General features: G+C 47.3%; 15 protein-coding genes and 2 pseudogenes. 10 read left to right on the forward strand and 7 right to left on the reverse strand.

Annotated features, from left to right (window positions below; translation table 11 throughout):
• From AK963_RS35500 to AK963_RS17090, 7 genes and pseudogenes are all read left to right on the forward strand, one after another.
• Positions 1 to 190: pseudogene (locus AK963_RS35500) on the forward strand (IS630 family transposase); the annotation flags it as partial.
• Between the two features lie 256 nt (positions 191 to 446).
• Positions 447 to 2,756 (forward strand): MMPL family transporter, encoded by a 2,310-nt coding sequence (locus tag AK963_RS17065; RefSeq protein WP_066016652.1) that lies wholly within the window; start codon positions 447 to 449, stop codon positions 2,754 to 2,756.
• Complete coding sequence (locus AK963_RS17070) at positions 2,753 to 3,400, forward strand: DUF3261 domain-containing protein (RefSeq protein WP_066016653.1); 648 nt, start codon at positions 2,753 to 2,755, stop codon at positions 3,398 to 3,400. Before AK963_RS17065 ends, AK963_RS17070 begins: the two co-directional genes overlap by 4 nt.
• Positions 3,397 to 4,599, forward strand: coding sequence for a beta-ketoacyl-[acyl-carrier-protein] synthase family protein (locus AK963_RS17075; RefSeq protein ID WP_066016654.1), 1,203 nt, complete (start codon positions 3,397 to 3,399; stop codon positions 4,597 to 4,599). Before AK963_RS17070 ends, AK963_RS17075 begins: the two co-directional genes overlap by 4 nt.
• On the forward strand, positions 4,596 to 5,105 hold the full coding sequence (locus AK963_RS17080; RefSeq protein ID WP_083232719.1) for a hotdog family protein: 510 nt from the start codon (positions 4,596 to 4,598) through the stop codon (positions 5,103 to 5,105). The genes AK963_RS17075 and AK963_RS17080 overlap by 4 nt, the downstream gene beginning before the upstream one ends.
• On the forward strand, positions 5,102 to 5,827 hold the full coding sequence (gene fabG, locus AK963_RS17085) for a 3-oxoacyl-ACP reductase FabG (RefSeq protein WP_066016655.1): 726 nt from the start codon (positions 5,102 to 5,104) through the stop codon (positions 5,825 to 5,827). The genes AK963_RS17080 and fabG overlap by 4 nt, the downstream gene beginning before the upstream one ends.
• On the forward strand, positions 5,827 to 7,068 hold the full coding sequence (locus AK963_RS17090) for a beta-ketoacyl-ACP synthase (protein WP_066016656.1): 1,242 nt from the start codon (positions 5,827 to 5,829) through the stop codon (positions 7,066 to 7,068). The genes fabG and AK963_RS17090 overlap by 1 nt, the downstream gene beginning before the upstream one ends.
• Before the next feature lie 52 nt (positions 7,069 to 7,120).
• On the opposite strand, the gene AK963_RS17095 is transcribed toward AK963_RS17090, so the two are convergent.
• Positions 7,121 to 7,519: a hypothetical protein gene (locus AK963_RS17095; RefSeq protein ID WP_139117474.1), complete on the reverse strand. Its 399-nt coding sequence runs from the start codon at positions 7,517 to 7,519 to the stop codon at positions 7,121 to 7,123.
• A gap of 156 nt (positions 7,520 to 7,675) precedes the next feature.
• Here AK963_RS17095 and AK963_RS17100 point away from each other — a divergent pair, with 156 nt between their 5' ends.
• Positions 7,676 to 8,440: a 4'-phosphopantetheinyl transferase family protein gene (locus AK963_RS17100; RefSeq protein ID WP_066016658.1), complete on the forward strand. Its 765-nt coding sequence runs from the start codon at positions 7,676 to 7,678 to the stop codon at positions 8,438 to 8,440.
• A 104-nt stretch (positions 8,441 to 8,544) separates the two neighbouring features.
• Here the strand turns inward: AK963_RS17100 and AK963_RS17105 are convergent, their stop codons facing one another.
• The 3 genes from AK963_RS17105 to AK963_RS17120 form a co-directional block, all read right to left on the reverse strand.
• Complete coding sequence (locus tag AK963_RS17105) at positions 8,545 to 9,114, reverse strand: hypothetical protein (RefSeq protein WP_066016659.1); 570 nt, start codon at positions 9,112 to 9,114, stop codon at positions 8,545 to 8,547.
• A gap of 449 nt (positions 9,115 to 9,563) precedes the next feature.
• Positions 9,564 to 11,579 carry a neutral/alkaline non-lysosomal ceramidase N-terminal domain-containing protein gene (locus tag AK963_RS17115; RefSeq protein ID WP_083232720.1) on the reverse strand — a complete coding sequence of 672 codons (2,016 nt, stop codon included), beginning with the start codon at positions 11,577 to 11,579 and terminating at the stop codon, positions 9,564 to 9,566.
• A gap of 126 nt (positions 11,580 to 11,705) precedes the next feature.
• Entirely contained in the window at positions 11,706 to 13,100 is a 1,395-nt protein-coding gene (locus AK963_RS17120) for a sigma-54 interaction domain-containing protein (protein ID WP_066016661.1), read from the reverse strand.
• A 282-nt stretch (positions 13,101 to 13,382) separates the two neighbouring features.
• Here AK963_RS17120 and ddaH point away from each other — a divergent pair, with 282 nt between their 5' ends.
• Both ddaH and AK963_RS17130 read left to right on the forward strand, forming a co-directional pair.
• Positions 13,383 to 14,144 carry a dimethylargininase gene (gene ddaH, locus AK963_RS17125; protein ID WP_066016664.1) on the forward strand — a complete coding sequence of 254 codons (762 nt, stop codon included), beginning with the start codon at positions 13,383 to 13,385 and terminating at the stop codon, positions 14,142 to 14,144.
• A gap of 65 nt (positions 14,145 to 14,209) precedes the next feature.
• On the forward strand, positions 14,210 to 14,776 hold the full coding sequence (locus tag AK963_RS17130; RefSeq protein ID WP_238593762.1) for a transporter substrate-binding domain-containing protein: 567 nt from the start codon (positions 14,210 to 14,212) through the stop codon (positions 14,774 to 14,776).
• Here the strand turns inward: AK963_RS17130 and AK963_RS36890 are convergent.
• The 3 genes and pseudogenes from AK963_RS36890 to AK963_RS35505 all read right to left on the reverse strand — a co-directional run.
• Positions 14,679 to 14,900 carry a transposase gene (locus AK963_RS36890; protein WP_083232721.1) on the reverse strand — a complete coding sequence of 74 codons (222 nt, stop codon included), beginning with the start codon at positions 14,898 to 14,900 and terminating at the stop codon, positions 14,679 to 14,681. The genes AK963_RS17130 and AK963_RS36890 overlap by 98 nt on opposite strands.
• Positions 14,901 to 15,018: 118 nt before the next feature.
• On the reverse strand, positions 15,019 to 15,777 hold the full coding sequence (locus AK963_RS17135) for a potassium channel family protein (RefSeq protein ID WP_238593763.1): 759 nt from the start codon (positions 15,775 to 15,777) through the stop codon (positions 15,019 to 15,021).
• A gap of 54 nt (positions 15,778 to 15,831) precedes the next feature.
• Positions 15,832 to 16,007 (reverse strand): annotated as a pseudogene (locus AK963_RS35505) (IS256 family transposase); the annotation flags it as partial.

A 16,007-nucleotide genomic window follows, 5' to 3' on the forward strand; every position in this document is an offset into this window, starting at 1 on the left:
ACCATTCGCACCGGAGTTAAACAGCTCAGAAAGGCTATGGGAGTGGATGCGGGAGCATGACTTATCAAACAAAGCATTTTCAGGTTATGAAAATATTGTAGATTGTTGCTGTGAAGCTTGGAATAACCTTTGCAGCGAAGCTGGTCGACTGTTCAGTCTGTGCTCCCGTGATTGGGCAGTTATACAGTAGTTAGAAAATTCAATTGGTATAACACCGCTCAGTGAAAAGCTTTCCGGGGTTATTACCAGGGTTATTATCCAGGGGCAGTCCGGGGGTATCGCTGGTGTTCAGCTATCTGGTGCCGGTGGTGAGCAGACTCACATTGTGTTTCGCAGTGTCAAAATGAGCAGAGAGGCGCCGGATGCGGTTGATCTTGAGCGCTTTGAGTAGACCGGGTAGAGGTTTTTTCATCTGGTCTATAGCTGTGTTACTCCTGATGATGGGTATGCTGATCAGTCTGTTGAATGGGTATGGTCGTTTATCAACGGATTTGATGGCATTGCTGCCTGCAACCGAGCAAGACCCCGCTTCTGCGGCAGCCTCCCAACGCTTTATGGAAAATTTCAGTCAGCGGGTGACGCTGGTCATTTCTTCTCCCTCAAGAGACAAGGTTCGCAAGGCGACCCAGGATCTGGAAGGCCGTCTGCAGGAGTCTGGTATTTTCCAGCAGCTCGTTGCCCGGTTGAAGCCTGAACTCTGGGAGAATATCGGACATTATTATTACCCCTACCGCTACCAGTTGGCCGGTAGTGACGACAGGACATTACCCTCTGACATTCTGGGTGAACGGCTGATCAATAACAGCCTGAATACCCTGGCCAGTCCCATGGGCATGGTAGGCAGTGATCAACTATTAAATGATCCTCTGTTTTTGATGTCCAACTGGTTTCGCTCCCTGCAGGGGAGTGCTGGACAGTTAAAGCCTGATGAAGGGTTCCTGACGGTAGAACAGTCAGGTAAATACCATATTATGATCACCGGATTGCTTAAGGGAGAAGTGTTAACCCTGTCTCGTCAGGCATCCGTGGTTACGGCAATTAATGATGCAGTTCAAGCAGTTGAAGGGAACTTTTCTTACGCTGAAGGCGCTTCTGATCGGGTTGAGATCACGGCCAGCGGTATGATTTTCCATGCCAAGGCGGGGGCTGATTCGGCGCAAAGCGAAGTGAGTACTATCGGAGTCGGCTCATTGCTGGGTGTGGTGTTCCTGATTCTCATGGTATTCAGAACGGTTTGGCCTCTTTTATTCTGCCTGATATCCATTGCGACTGGTGTGCTGGCTGGGTATCTTGCCACCGCCTTTGTCTTTGGCAATGTTCACGTGATGACCCTGGTGTTTGGGGCCAGTCTGATCGGTATCTCCATTGATTATTCGTTTCACTACCTGGTCGAATGGTGGCGCCAGGGGAAAGCATGGTCACCGGTTGCTGGCTTGAGGCATATTTTGCCAGGTATTGCCCTTGGACTCCTCACCAGTCTGTTAGGTTACCTACCGATGCTGGCGACCCCTTTCCCTGGATTGCAGCAAATAGCCGTTTTTTCCTGCTCAGGGCTGATGATGGCCTGGTTAACCGTCGTCTTTGCCTATCCCTGGTGGCTGCGCAACGCTTGCGCTCACTCCGGTAAAGAGTCCTCGTGCCGCTGGTTGTCGATTTGGGTGGACTGGTTTCTGACGCGTTGGCAAACGACTATGACCGGACGTCGTAAAATCTGGGTAACCCTGGTGCTTTTACCCATTCTGATCGGGCTTTCAGAGCTGGTAATTAATGATGATATTCGGCAATTACAGAAGCGTTCGTCCAGTCTGGAGGCGGCGGATGAGTTTGTACAGAGTATCATCGGTGATGTTGGCGATAGCCGTTTTTTTCTGGTCTATGGATCCACTGAACAGTCGCTGTTGGAGCTGGATGAGACCCTCGGGAAATCTCTTCGAACATTAATTGACCAGGGACAGCTGACCGGATTTCAATCCATTTCCAGATTGATGCCATCTGTAAAATCACAGGCTGACAGTTATCAGAAGCTGACTTCGGTGTATCAACATCAGTTGCCTGATTTCTGGCAACAACTGGGAGTGACTGAGGCCGGACAACAGGTGGCGATGGATGCATTTATTCAGGCCAGTGATCGACAGATACAGCCTGAGCAATGGTTGGCCAGTGATGCTGCAAGCCTCTATGGCTATTTATGGCTGGGTAACGTTGGGGAACGTTATTACTCAGCGGTTTTGATTCAGGGGGCGAACCCGGACTGGCAGCCAGAACAGGTGGCAGCACTTCATGAAGGGGTTCTGTTCGTGGATAAGACGGGGGAAACCTCGTATCTCTTTGGTCGTTACCGGGCATTGATGGGTTGGTTGCTGGTAACCGCTTATGGGCTGATAACGGTGTTGCTCAGTGTTCGCTTTGGTGTTAAAGGCGCATTGAGCGTTGTAATGCCGCCATTGTTATCTGTGATATTGACGCTCAGTGTTCTTGGTTTTGCCGGACAGTCGATCAACCTGTTTCATATTCTTGCCTTATTAATGATTCTTGGCATTGGTGTGGATTACACCCTGTTTTTCCGGGAGGCGGGGAGTAATCCTCGATATACATTGATGGCCATTACTCTGTCCGCGATTACGACAGTTCTTTCATTCGGTTTGCTGGCACTGTCAGAAACGGCAGCCATTCGAGGATTTGGGCTGACGGTTTTACTGGGTATCAGCTTCTGCTATTTGTTGTCACCACTGGCCATCAGGAAAGCTTCTTTATGAGGCGTTTTGTTATACAGCGTCCCGTGCAAGTCTGCGGATATCTATTGCTCAGTTTATGGTTGTCCGGATGCGCCTTTTTTTCACCGGCCCGCTCACAGTCTGTTTCAGTGACTCTGGGTGCTGAATCCCGGGTTTACCTGTCTGATCAGGTCTTCTGGACACTGCCGTCACCGGATGTCATTAAAGGACATTTTATGGTGATACAGCAGGTGAAGGGGCGCTATGGCGACCAGTCTTTTGACCTTCTTTTTCAAATAGAGAAAAAGCCAGGGCAGCTCTCCCTGCTGGGCATGACAGTTTCAGGACAGCAACTGCTTCAGCTGGTTTACCGGGATGGTGAAGTATCCGGTCATGTAAGTCCTCTGGTAGGCGACCGGATTAAGCTATCTTATCTGGTTTCAGACCTGCTACTGGCTTATGGCAGCGGTGATGTTTTCAATACTGCTTTGGCGGATCAGGACATTATTGCCAGGGAAATACCATCAAAAAGCAGGGTGATTGGGTATAATAAACGACCACTTATATCTATTAAATATTCCGGCCAGTGGATGGGTGCTGATCAATGGCCGGAAATAGTGCACTATCGCAATCTGGGGCTGGGTTATGAGCTGGAGATTAAAACCTTGAGTAAGGAATTCTTATGAGTTCATCGCCTTTCTTTCTTTCTGCCATGGGGATGGTGTGTGCCCTGGGTAGCGGGCATGAGGAAATACTGGCCAACCTGCTGTCCGGTAGCCAGCAGGGGATGGTAGAAGATACAACCTGTATGCCGGGCAAAGCCGTGACTCTGGGTAAGGTCTGTGTTGATCTTCCTGTCATAGAGACTAAGGGAGAAAGTAGCCGTAATAATCGACTGCTGCTGGCTGCCTTTGAGTCAATTCAGGGTGAAGTTGATCGTCTGGTTCAGCGCTTTGGCGCAGACCGGGTTGGCATTGTTCTGGGAACCAGTACATCCGGTACGATTGAAGCTGAACAGGCCATGATTGCCCACCTGTCAGAAGGAGAATACCCTTCTCATTATCAGTATCGAATTCAGGAGATGGGTGATCCCAGTCGTTTTCTTGCCGGCTATCTCGGGTTAACCGGTCCAGCTTATACCGTATCTACGGCCTGTTCCTCCAGTGGCAAAGTGTTTGCTTCCGGTCGAAACCTTATTCGCACCGGGCTGTGCGATGCTGTGATTGTGGGTGGTGTTGACAGTCTGTGTCAGCTGACGGTTCACGGCTTCTCTGCTCTTGAGTCGGTCTCCACAGGTATTTGCCAGCCGTTCAGTGTTAACCGGGATGGTATTAATATTGGCGAAGGTGCCGCTTTATTTACAATGACGACAGAGGCTGCTCCGGTTGCTTTGCTGGGGGTTGGTGAATCCTCTGATGCCTGGCATATCTCCGCTCCCCACCCTGAGGGTAAAGGCGCTCAGAAGGCGATGGAATGTGCTTTGGAGGATGCCGGGTTGCAGGCTGAGGAAATTCACTACCTGAATCTTCATGGCACTGCTACGCCGCTGAATGATGCCATGGAAAGTCAGGCAGTTTTCCGGGTTTTTGGCGATAAACTATGCTGCAGCTCCTCTAAAACCATGACCGGACATACACTGGGAGCCGCAGGTGCTATCGAGGCAGGACTATGCTGGCTTCTACTTTCCAGTATGAATGACAATGGTCGCCTTCCTCCTCATCTGTGGGATGGGCAGCCTGATCCTGAGCTGGCAGATATCGCCCTGACTCACTCCCGGAGCAGTCTCCCGACATCACCCTGGAGAATGATGAGTAACTCTTTTGCCTTTGGTGGCAGCAATGTATCGCTGATACTGGGGCAAACTGATACAGAAGCAACGCTATGACTGATATGACCGGGGCAAAGCAGCTGGATCTGAGGCCAGAAAAGGTGCTGCCCCATGCCCACCCGATGATTCTGCTTGATGAAATTCTTGATTATGGAGATCAGTTTACGGTTGCGCTGATCAGGCCCGAAGTGGGTAAGCCGTTTGCTGATGATCATGGTTGTGTACCAGTCTGGGTTGGTATGGAGTATATGGCCCAGACCATCGGCGCCTATGCCGGTATTCAGTCTCAGCTGGCTGGTGAAGCGGTAAAAATAGGCTTCCTGCTGGGTACTCGGGCCTATGACTGTTCTCTGGATACGTTCCAGGTTGGCAGGGAGTACCGGGTCAGAGTGGAAAAAGTCTATGAGGGGGATGGCCTCAGCTCTTTTGAGTGTACGATTGAACAGACAGTAGATAAAGAAAGTGCTCATTTGGACACCATGGATAAGGTGATTGCCAGGGCAGTTATTAATACGTTTCAGCCGGACGATATTCAGGCATTCATGGAGGCCCAAAAAACATGAGTAAGTCAGTTCTGGTGACCGGTTCAAGCCGTGGCATTGGTAAGGCGATTGCCTTACGCCTTGCATCGGAAGGATACGAAGTGGTTGTTCACTGCCGTAAGGGTATGGAACAGGCGGAAGCAACTCTGGCACAGGTTCGTGATGCCGGTGGGCAGGGGCGGATGTTGATGTTTGATCTTGCTGACCGGGAGCAGTGTCGTCACAGTATTGAGCTGGATATGGAAGAACATGGCGCGTACTACGGTGTAGTGTGCAATGCCGGTATCACCTGTGACGCGGCATTTCCTGCCCTGACTGGCGAAGACTGGGACTCGGTGGTACATACCAACCTGGATGGTTTTTATAATGTGCTCCAGCCTGTTGTCATGCCAATGGTCCGTCGTCGTCAACCCGGACGCATTGTTACCCTTGCTTCGGTTTCAGGGTTGATCGGGAATCGTGGCCAGGTAAATTACAGTGCATCCAAGGCGGGTATTATCGGGGCGACCAAAGCCTTGGCACTGGAGCTGGCGAAACGAAAAATTACCGTGAATTGCGTGGCTCCGGGATTGATTGATACGGATATTATTGAGGACGCGCCGGTAGAAGAGATTCTCAAGATGGTTCCAGCCCGAAGAGCAGGAACACCGGAAGAGGTTGCTTCCCTGGTAAATTATTTGATGTCAGAAGAGTCTGGTTATATCACACGTCAGGTAATCTCGGTTAACGGGGGACTGGCTTAATGACCGCGAGCGCTAAAAGACGTGTCGTGGTGACCGGCATGTCGGCCATCACCTCAATTGGCAGTGACTGGAAAACCTTTGAGAATAACCTCAGATCCGGAAAAACCGGGATCTGCCTGTTGCCAGAGTGGCAGGAGGTTGAAGGTTTGAATACTGCGCTGGCAGGGCCAGTCAACGATTTTCAGCGTCCTACTCATTATCCGAGGAAAAAAATTCGCAGTATGGGGCGTGTATCCCTGATGGCGACGGTTGCTACAGAAAAGGCGCTGGATCAGTCGGGTCTTCTGGATAATGAGCTGGTGTCAGGAGGCCATATGGGAATTGCCTATGGTTCTTCTACCGGCAGTACTGACCCGATTCGTGCATTTGGCCATTTGCTGGAAAAACGACAGCTTTCTGGTGTTAATGCCACCAGTTATATAAAAATGATGTCCCATACGGCGCCGGTCAATATTGCGCTGTTTTTCAGCGTTCGAGGGCGCATTATTCCTACCAGCAGTGCCTGCACATCCGGCAGTCAGGCTATCGGTATGGCCTATGAAGCGATTGCCAATGGACAGCAGGATTTGATGATTGCCGGTGGTGCTGAAGAGCTGTGTATTACAGAAGCGGCGGTGTTTGACACCCTGTTTGCCACCAGTGTCCGTAATGACCGGCCTGACCTGACTCCAAGACCTTTTGACCGGGATCGTGATGGGCTGGTCATTGGTGAAGGTGCCGGTACCCTGATTCTTGAAGAATTGGAATCTGCCCAATCCCGGGGGGCGACGATTCTTGCTGAAGTTGTCGGGTTTGGTACCAATATGGATGGCGCTCATGTGACCCAGCCAACGGCAGAAACCATGGCGACAGCAATGAAACTGGCACTGGAAGATGCCTTGCTGCCGAGTACGGCTATCGGTTATGTGAATGCTCATGGTACGGCGACAGAGCGTGGTGATATTGCTGAATCCATGGCGACCCACTCTGTTTTTGGCAGCAAAATACCGATCAGCAGCCTCAAGAGCTATCTGGGTCATACTCTGGGTGCCTGTGGTGCTATTGAGGCATGGTCGTCGATAAATATGATGAATAACGATTGGTATGCCCCCACGGTTAATCTGGAGCAGGTTGATGATGCCTGTGCTGAGCTCGACTACATTATGGGAGAAGGGCGGCAATTGAAGAATGAATATGTGATGAGTAATAACTTTGCCTTTGGCGGGATTAATACATCATTGATTTTCCGACGCTGGCAGTAATCAGAGGTAAAGGGGCTTTTGATAAGCCCCTCAATTCAATGGAGCCAGTTGTTTACAGACTTGAGTTAATCAGCTCTTTCTGGATTTCCCGATCCAGCAGAATGATCCATTTATTGTAGTTACGGTGAATAGTGTCACCTTTGTGGTTCAGGTTGATGCTGTTCTTGTATTGAATGCTGTAATTCGTCTTTGAATAGTCTATATCAACCACGGCGGTATGATCCCGGACATGTACCGTAGCTTCCATCTGACCAGGGGCTATTTCCTTGACAGTCCAGCCTTTGGTGCTGGTTGCTTTCAGTATTGCTTTTCTGACATCAGCAGTAGAAACTTCTTTGGTTCCCGTCACATTAACGGTGGCATTATCGATATTATGAATAGGCTTGCCTGCCACACAAGCCGTCATAAAGACACTGAAGGCGGCAATTGCGATCACTTTAACCAGGTTCACTTTATGCTCCACTGTATTAGTTTTGGTGAGGGATGTTGACTGCTGAGATTTCCTGCCAGCAGCAACCTGAGTAAATTATAAAGATTCCTGATTTATAAGAAACCCTGCGCTCATAGCAAATAATGAAAACCCTGTAAAAAATTATGTAATTGTTCTATGGATAATCCTTTACTCCTTTCGTCATCTGATAGACATGAACCCGCGGATAAGACGGAAGATAAGCTGCTTCATGGCCTGGTCTGTGAAAAGTTCAATTTCGATGGGTTGCCAGAAGGTATCGAAGTTACAGCTACACAATATGTTGTAGGTGAACAATATATACAGGCGATCGGTCGTTTTGGCATTGCACTTCCCAAATCATTAATGTCTGCCAGAACCAAACGACAGGTTGAATATCTGGCAGGGCGTTATTGTGCAACAAAGTCATTGGAACAGTTTGATCAAAAGCATGGATCTATAGGAATCAATGATGATGGTAGCCCGGACTGGCCCGTGGGGTTTACAGGGTCAATTACGCACAGTAAGGGTCTGGCCATCGCAGCATTAGCCAGTGGATCAAAAGTTCGGCTGCTGGGACTTGATGCGGAGCAGTGGGTGAGTGCAGTAAGAGCTGAAAAGCTCTCAAGAGCGATCTTGTTAGATAGGGAGGAATCGTTCCTGCATGACCAGTCATTACCGCTGGATTGGTTTTTTACACTGGTTTTTTCAGCAAAGGAGAGCCTATACAAATTGCTGCGGAGTGAAACAGGGCGTTATTTTGGCTTTCATTCTGCCTGCATCACATCTCTTGATAGCGAGAAGCGATCCTTCACGTTAATGTTGACTGAATCACTTTCATCAGAGTTCTCTGAGGGTTATACATTTCACGGGAAATATCAGGAATTGAGTGATCATATCGTGACACTGGTTTATCTTGTCTGAGTTCATGGAAGCCATGGTATTTATACTTGCTTATCCTTGCAGAACAAAACGATCAAAGTATTAAGTGCACTTACCTGTAAGTGCACTTAATATGACATTAGTAATTACTTGCCGCTTTCAGAAGTCAGACGCTGTTTTTTATGGTCAGCTTTTGAATGCCATGCTGGCAGGTACCTATCGTGGAGTTCCTGGATATCCTGCTCTTTTTCTTTGGCCCAGACATAACCATTCTGGTTGGGCTTGACCTCTTTGGTTGAGGCAAACCATTCGTCAATTTGTTCCTGTGATGCCTTGCCGCTCGCTGGATTGAGACTGAAACGTGCTTTCCACACCCCCATACGTGGAGCAACAATCACATAGTAAGTTTTTTCTGCTGCGAGGTCGGCTTCCAGGAAGTCAGCACTTTCTCCTATCGCCATAAACATATGCTTGCCCGGATCAGCCTGGTAGGCGAGGCGGGTTTGGCTCGATACGGTTCCCAGGTACTCTGTGCCATCATAAACAGTCGATTGAATGGCTCCACCCAGTACTGATGGACGCATAAAATGTACCAGGGCTTTTCCTTGGTCCGGAGTCAGTGTTGCTTCAGTTTCACTGACTTCAGTCATATGGTTGCTGGCACAGCCCGTAATAAATAGTGAGGTAAGTGCAAGCAGTAATAATTTTTTTAACATCCAGGTTATTCCTTCAAATATAAAGCTAAGTTTTGCTTCCGGTACTAGGAGACCATTTTTTGCGAAGGTAAAATAAACGTAAATTCGTAAAAAATACAATTAAAAATCGTATGGGGGATGAGTTTTTTAAAAGGGCCTGGAGCCGCTGAAATAGTGTATGGAAAATTAATATATTTTTAACGTATACGTTAAGCTTTTGTAGATTTAATGTAGGTGATCAGCTGATGATCATGATATGGGGAATGCTCTGCTTCTATGATTTGTATTCTGTACAAATTGATATCAGTCAGAAGAGGGGCGGCTATGGATGAGTTGGTTAATTCATGGTCTGGTGAAATAGATAACTTTCTTTCGGGTGGCAGTCCATTGATTAATACGAACACTATATTAGGAGGAAGCAGGCTCAATGCCCTCCTTGCCTCCAAAAATATATAGGTTAAGAGGTCTCCCTATTGTTTTGATACACTAAACGTTGGTGAAACAGCCTCAAAGAACTCCACCTTATTCTTGGCCAAACGATAGTTTCCAAAGTGCTTGATACGGTAAGTACCTTGTTCTGTTGTTAATGGAACCTTCCAGCTTATATGGGCATGCATTGAATCATTATTCTCTTGCCAGCGAATGATGGTGGACCAGTCCATGTCGGTATGCACCTGTTGCCACTGGTCACCTGCTTTCTTCTGGATACTTACATATAGGCTGTTAGCGCCATAACCGGTAGAAGGGTGTCCAGAGATAAACTTAGCCTTGATTTTCTCACCAACCTTAACGTCAGCCTTATCAATTGTGATCAGGTCACCAAATGATTTCCCTGCTGGTAATTTATCAATATGGGCATCTACAAAATTGCCCGTCAATGCTTTGCCGCGCCAGTCATCATAATGAGGGCCTGAGGGAGACGGTGCATTGTTTTCCAGTGACTGTCCCAAATTGGTCAATATTTGCTGATAGGCAGGCAAGCTCCATTTTCCATGCCGGGTGTGACCACCCTCATATTGTTGTGTTTCATACTCTTCAGGCGTTGTAATGTATCCAGCTGAACCATTCGAATAGCCGGCAATGACAATATGTTTTGCCCATGAGCCTGTAACGTCTTTAACGGTCTCTTTAATGCGGCGGGCAGACATGGTGGTTACTTCATTTGGAAGTGCTACGATAGCCAAACTGCCTATGCGGGCAATAGTAAACGATCGGATCTGTGATTGTTCCGGTATTTCACCTGAACCGGTTTCAAAAAGAATGGCCTTGGGGGCCTGACAGTCTTTTATTGCCTGTGTCCACTCAGGGGTGTCAGTCACTGTCCGGACAATGACATCCAGCCACCACTTTTGTTCTTTCATACCTTCGCTGAAAAGGAAGTGTCCGCCACCATCTTCTGTTGAGCCTGCAGCATAGGCGTATCCATAAGCCGAAGGGCAGGTATATTGTGTTCCTTGACCGGTGAACTCGTTGCTGACTTCATAATTGGAAAGGTTAACATACATCTGCCGTGATGCTATGGGACCACTTATTTTCTCATTGGCCTGTTCAAACAGTAATTGGGCAACATCCAATTGGCGCTGCCCAATAATCCGGGTGGACTCAATATCGCTTTTCCCCGGGCCGGTGTTGTCCAGATTCAAATTGGGGGTAATGTCACCGGGTGTTGATTGCGCGAAAGCCGCTATGAACTCTTTGTTGTAAATTGCTTTATCAGTAGCATTTTTCTCCCAGGTAAGGGAGGCATAACCTTTGTTATCCCCAGAAATTAATTGACTGTTATAGGTCATGGATGTTGGATGCACCGCAAACCAGTTAAGAGACCCTAGTGCCCCAGATGAGCCTTGCAGCCTCAGCAGTGTCATTTCCAGGTCCATCGGACTTTCGTACTTTTCCCGCTCTTGTTCAGGGTTGGCAAGATAGGCCTTCATCGACCGGTTAGCTCCGGCACCAATAACATCGCCCTTATTAATTAGAATATTTGCGGGCTGTAAATCGTTATGCGCTACCTCGATGGAACTCACAATACCAGCAACGATACGATTAAAATGCTCCTTTTGAAGAGGGCCTGACATACTGTAATGCTTTCTGGTGTGATAATACCCGGCAGGCCCAGCATGAGTGTGAGTGGCTGATAGAATGGTGTTGTCTTTCCGGTATAAATCACCGTACCTTTCATTGAGGCGATCCAGCACCTCTAAAAAAATATGATGCTCGATGCTTCCAATATCGATGCTGGCAAACAGTAATCGATTTTCCGTTTCAGGATCTAAAAAAATGAATGCTCTGGATTTTAAACGGGTATGTATGCCTTCGGTGTTTTGCCCGGGTTTAGAGAATCCCCACATCGGGCTCCCAAAAGCAGGTCCTGTAATGTCACCCATTCCCTTACCGATCAGGTAGGCTGGTTCATTGTTATTGGCTGCTGAAAATGAAGAAAAAGCAAATACCAAAAGAAAACTATAGTTACGTAAAACTTTTATCATGAGATGCCATTTTTATTATTGTAATAGGCTTTGTGCCAACCACACAGATTTGTCCAGTAAAAGTTAATGGTCTTTTACTGGACATAACTAATGTACATTTAATAGTTTGCCTAGGCTATAAGTTCACTATGAACTCAGGGGGGATTTATCTGAACGATAGGCTGGGTGCTTCTGCTCCTTGGGACGAGTGATTCCCAGTGCCTTCATGCGGGATATCAACGTTGTTCTGGGTAGTTCAAGATCTCTTGCGGCTGCGGAAAGGTTATATTCCTGTTGTTGAATAGTCTTTTGAATCAGGCTGGTTTCGAACTCAGACAGGCGATTTTTCAATGAACCTTGCCTGTCTTCGTGTAAGGAGTAATCCTGTTCTGTCTGCTTAACAGGGTGGCTTGCTATCATCTCGACACGATCAAGGGTTGTCTTATCCTCAGCGAGTAAAAGACTGCGTCGTATAACGTTTTCCAGTTCCCTGACATTACCAGGCCAGTCATGTGCCTCCAGCTGCTTTACTGCGGAGTCACCCAGGCAGGTTATTGATGGTTTCAACTCAGGCCCATATTTCAAGATTACGCATTTTGCGATAACAGCAATGTCCTTAATGCGCTGCCGTAAGGGGGGGATTTCAATGAGACCAACCGCTATTCGGTAATACAGGTCTTCCCGCAGTTTTCCTTTACTGATGGCTTCCAAAGGTTGCTCATTCAGTGCGGTAATCAGTCTGAAGTTTGTTTGCAGATCACTCTGGCTGCCCAGTGGGCGATAGCTGCCGTCTTGCAATACCCTGAGCAGCTTGCTTTGCAACTCAACGGACATGGAGTTGAGTTCATCCAGAAACCGGGTGCCTCCATCCGCCAGTGCTAATAAGCCTTTGCGGTTTTCAGCACCGGTGTAGGCGCCCCGGGTGGTACCAAACAAGGTGCTTTCCAGTAAGGTTTCAGGAATAGCAGCACAGTTGAGACAGATCATCGGGTGTCTGGAACGGGAGCTGACCCCGTGAGCCCGGCGGGCAAAAAGCTCTTTGCCTGTGCCGGTTTCACCATAAATCAGTATGGGAACATCGCTGGTGCCAAAAATGTCGATTGCCCGTATCTGTCGACTCATTTCTGCATCGTTACTGATAATGTCGGGCAGGTCCTGCACCGTATCAGAACATGGGTTTTCTTCCAGAGAAAGGCCAATTTCGATGGCACCAATGATCGCTCCAGTCTTCCCAGACAATGGCATGGAACTGTGCATATAGTGCATCCGTTCCCCAGCGGAGCCTATGTAGGCCTGGTATTGATCTGTAAACGTCGTGTTTTCCGATATACAGCGGAGCAAAGAGCTCTCTTCGGTGGTGAGCCATGGGCAAACGTCCAGAACATGTCGTCCCAGAATGTGATCCGGATTGGTGCCATCCATTCGGGCGCTGGCCCTGTTGTAGTAAACAAAACAACCATCAGGATCAATGATGGTGACAGGCTGATCCAGAGTATCGAACACACTTTTCATACTTGATACCAGCCATTTTAGTTCTTCCATGCTGCACCTTCACCATTTTTCGACAATAGGCACTGAGTATACTGAAAATAAGGGCATGTATGGGGTGTTTAAATATAGACGTATGTCGAAAATTAGACAGTGGGTACGGCTAATCGTTCCTAAAAGGGATTATCAGATCCGGAAAAGTGAGTTTGAACGGATAAAATCTCGTTTTTTCAACGCATCAGTCAAAAGAAATCAGCTTACTTCTGGCACATATTTTGATTAAGCGACGATGTGAAAATGAAAGTGCAGCGTCAGAATTTGAATAAGGCAGAAACAATGTTCAAACACATTATCGCACGTACTCCCTGTCCTGCTTTAGTTGATGGTCTCAGCGAAGCTGGCATGGGAAAACCCGACTACGAAAAAGCCATGGAGCAGCATAACGATTACATCCGGGCATTACAGACCTGTGGGGTAGATATTACGCTATTGCCGCCGGCAAATGATCATCCAGACTCAGTCTTTGTGGAAGATCCTGCATTGTGTACGCCATATTGTGCAGTGATCACCCGGCCTGGTGCCGACAGCCGCAGAAATGAGGCTGAGTTGATTGCACCGGCCCTGCACCGGTTTTACGACAATGTTGAACGAATTATTGCCCCGGGTACTTTGGATGCCGGTGATGTCATGCAGGTGGGCAGTCATTACTACATTGGTAAATCCGCCAGAACCAATGACGAGGGTGCTCAACAGCTGATCGTGATTCTTGAAAAGTATGGAATGACGGGCTCGATCGTGACGCTTGAAGAGGTGTTGCACTTGAAAACCGGGCTGGCCTACCTTGAAAATGGCAACCTGTTAGCCGCTGGTGAATTTGTCACAAAACCAGAGTTTCAGCAGTACAACATCGTCGAGGTACCCGTTGATGAGTCGTATGCCGCTAACTGCATCTGGGTTAATGGTAAGGTTATTATGCCGTCTGGTTATCCGGTAACCCGTGAGAAAGTGGCCAGACTTGGTTATGAAGTCATTGAAGTTGATACATCAGAATTTCAAAAGGTTGATGGTGGCGTAAGCTGTATGTCCCTGCGTTTTTAAGAGTAAGTTTGCATTCCATAAATAAAAATAACGCCAGACAGGAATTCTGGCAGCAAGGAGAGGTAATGAAAAAAATAACCGCAATATTGGCTTTTTTACTGGCATTAAGTTCACCCTTAATGGCTTCCTATAACGATATTTGGGAGGAATCGGCACTCAATAAAGTTATTGAGCGTGGCGTGCTTCGGGTTGGGTTGGATGCAGGGTATATGCCCTTTGAAATGACAAACAAGCAGGGAAAGATTGTTGGCTTTGATGTTGATATCGCACGTCAAATGGCTAAAGCCATGGGCGTGAAGCTGGAAATCGTAAACACGGCATGGGATGGCATTATTCCTGCGCTGGTGACTGATAAGTTCGACATTATTATGTCGGGCATGACCCTGACTTCCGAACGTAACCTGCAGATCAATTTCGCCAACCCCTACATTGTGGTGGGGCAGAGTGTTCTGTTGCGTAAAGGCCTTGAAGGTGAAATTAAGTCATACAAAGATCTTAACAACCCTAAGTACACTGTAGTCTCAAGACTGGGCACTACCGGGGATATTGCTGCCAAGCGTTATTTAGGTAAGGCCAAGCAGAGAGTGTTTGAAACAGAGGTGATGACAGCTTTTTCCATCGAGAGAGCATAAACGGATGTATCTCTAGGATCTCAGCAATGTCTTTTGCCATAACACCTGGCAAAGCTTCCAGCTTGATAGCCATGATGCGAAAAGCATTGGTAAATGTGCGATGTTTTTCTTTAAGTCGGATCATTGAATCACCTTGCTTTGGGTTAAGCAAGGTGTCCGTTTTATCGGGGCAAGATCAACTTGAGCGAAGCGAAACTGCCAAGCGTTGCGAATCACTCTTAAATGCTTTGTTATAAAATAATTTACTGTTCTGTGGCATCCATTGACTTAGGCGTCGGAATTACGCCGATGAAGCGAGCTAAACTCAATAACGTCATGAAAAGCCCGATCATAGCCTGACCAATAACTAACGAATAAGCTAGCACGCCTAGAGGAGTCACGTTATAGAACCCGAAACTAGTCATTACTACGAAGCTAGTGTATACCGCTCCCAACACACTTTCATGCGAGCCTTCAACTGCAAAAGAGAACATATTCTGGAAGAAAATATACTGTGCTGCGAACCAAAATATGATTTCGAAATAGTTTTGCATTAACAAAATCACGATTCGTCTATAACCGTGTAATTTGTATTCCCTACCTGCCTTTAGAGCACGATATTCATCAAACAACAGAACATTGGTTTGATAAATCACTACTTCATAAACTCTTAAAAGCGCGTACAAAGCAATTGCAAAACCAATGTATTTATTATCTATGTATAAGACAGCTGGAACTGAAGCTATTGATAAAAATACGTGGCTCAAAGCCCAAATTTCAGAAAAACGACCTGTTCTTGCTTTCGGAAAAAGCCGACGAACTAGGTTGAAGAATGAGATTTTCCCGAGAATTTTGAACACAAAGGCCCAAAAATCAACAATAAATGAGTCTGACTTTTCCATAATTATCTCTTGTTTTATAACGCCGCGCTCAGCCGCCGGAGGCCAATGGCGGCTTTTTTGCTGCGAAGCGCAAAAAAGGTGACAGTGGCCGGAGGTCGGTTGCAGCGCCTTGTTATGCATTTTCTCGTTTGTACAGAGCCTGTAAATAATTCTGTGTAAACGCCACCAAAACTATTACTCCTTGAACCGGTCAGGAAACATAATTTCAAACCGGTTCATGGCTGCTTTCCAGTTCCTGATCGGCATGGTCCATTTCTCGGAAGCTTTTTCCATGGCCAGATAGATTACCTTCATGACTGACTCATCAGTCCGAAAAATCTTCCGGTTCTTGATCGCCTTACGAATGACGC

This window comes from Endozoicomonas atrinae (assembly GCF_001647025.1).
In the GTDB taxonomy this organism is placed as follows: domain Bacteria; phylum Pseudomonadota; class Gammaproteobacteria; order Pseudomonadales; family Endozoicomonadaceae; genus Endozoicomonas; species Endozoicomonas atrinae.

Bases quoted from the DNA above. Each gene is read 5' to 3' on its own strand.
- AK963_RS17135 (WP_238593763.1), bottom strand. From the start codon at position 15,777: ATGCATAACAAGGCGCTGCAACCGACCTCCGGCCACTGTCACCTTTTT.
- AK963_RS17120 (WP_066016661.1), bottom strand. From the start codon at position 13,100: ATGGAAGAACTAAAATGGCTGGTATCAAGTATGAAAAGTGTGTTCGAT.
- AK963_RS17075 (WP_066016654.1), top strand. From the start codon at position 3,397: ATGAGTTCATCGCCTTTCTTTCTTTCTGCCATGGGGATGGTGTGTGCC.
- fabG (WP_066016655.1), top strand. From the start codon at position 5,102: ATGAGTAAGTCAGTTCTGGTGACCGGTTCAAGCCGTGGCATTGGTAAG.
- AK963_RS17070 (WP_066016653.1), top strand. From the start codon at position 2,753: ATGAGGCGTTTTGTTATACAGCGTCCCGTGCAAGTCTGCGGATATCTA.
- ddaH (WP_066016664.1), top strand. From the start codon at position 13,383: ATGTTCAAACACATTATCGCACGTACTCCCTGTCCTGCTTTAGTTGAT.
- AK963_RS17065 (WP_066016652.1), top strand. From the start codon at position 447: ATGCTGATCAGTCTGTTGAATGGGTATGGTCGTTTATCAACGGATTTG.
- AK963_RS17105 (WP_066016659.1), bottom strand. From the start codon at position 9,114: ATGTTAAAAAAATTATTACTGCTTGCACTTACCTCACTATTTATTACG.
- AK963_RS36890 (WP_083232721.1), bottom strand. From the start codon at position 14,900: ATGATCCGACTTAAAGAAAAACATCGCACATTTACCAATGCTTTTCGC.
- AK963_RS17100 (WP_066016658.1), top strand. From the start codon at position 7,676: ATGGATAATCCTTTACTCCTTTCGTCATCTGATAGACATGAACCCGCG.
- AK963_RS17090 (WP_066016656.1), top strand. From the start codon at position 5,827: ATGACCGCGAGCGCTAAAAGACGTGTCGTGGTGACCGGCATGTCGGCC.
- AK963_RS17115 (WP_083232720.1), bottom strand. From the start codon at position 11,579: ATGATAAAAGTTTTACGTAACTATAGTTTTCTTTTGGTATTTGCTTTT.
- AK963_RS17080 (WP_083232719.1), top strand. From the start codon at position 4,596: ATGACTGATATGACCGGGGCAAAGCAGCTGGATCTGAGGCCAGAAAAG.
- AK963_RS17130 (WP_238593762.1), top strand. From the start codon at position 14,210: ATGAAAAAAATAACCGCAATATTGGCTTTTTTACTGGCATTAAGTTCA.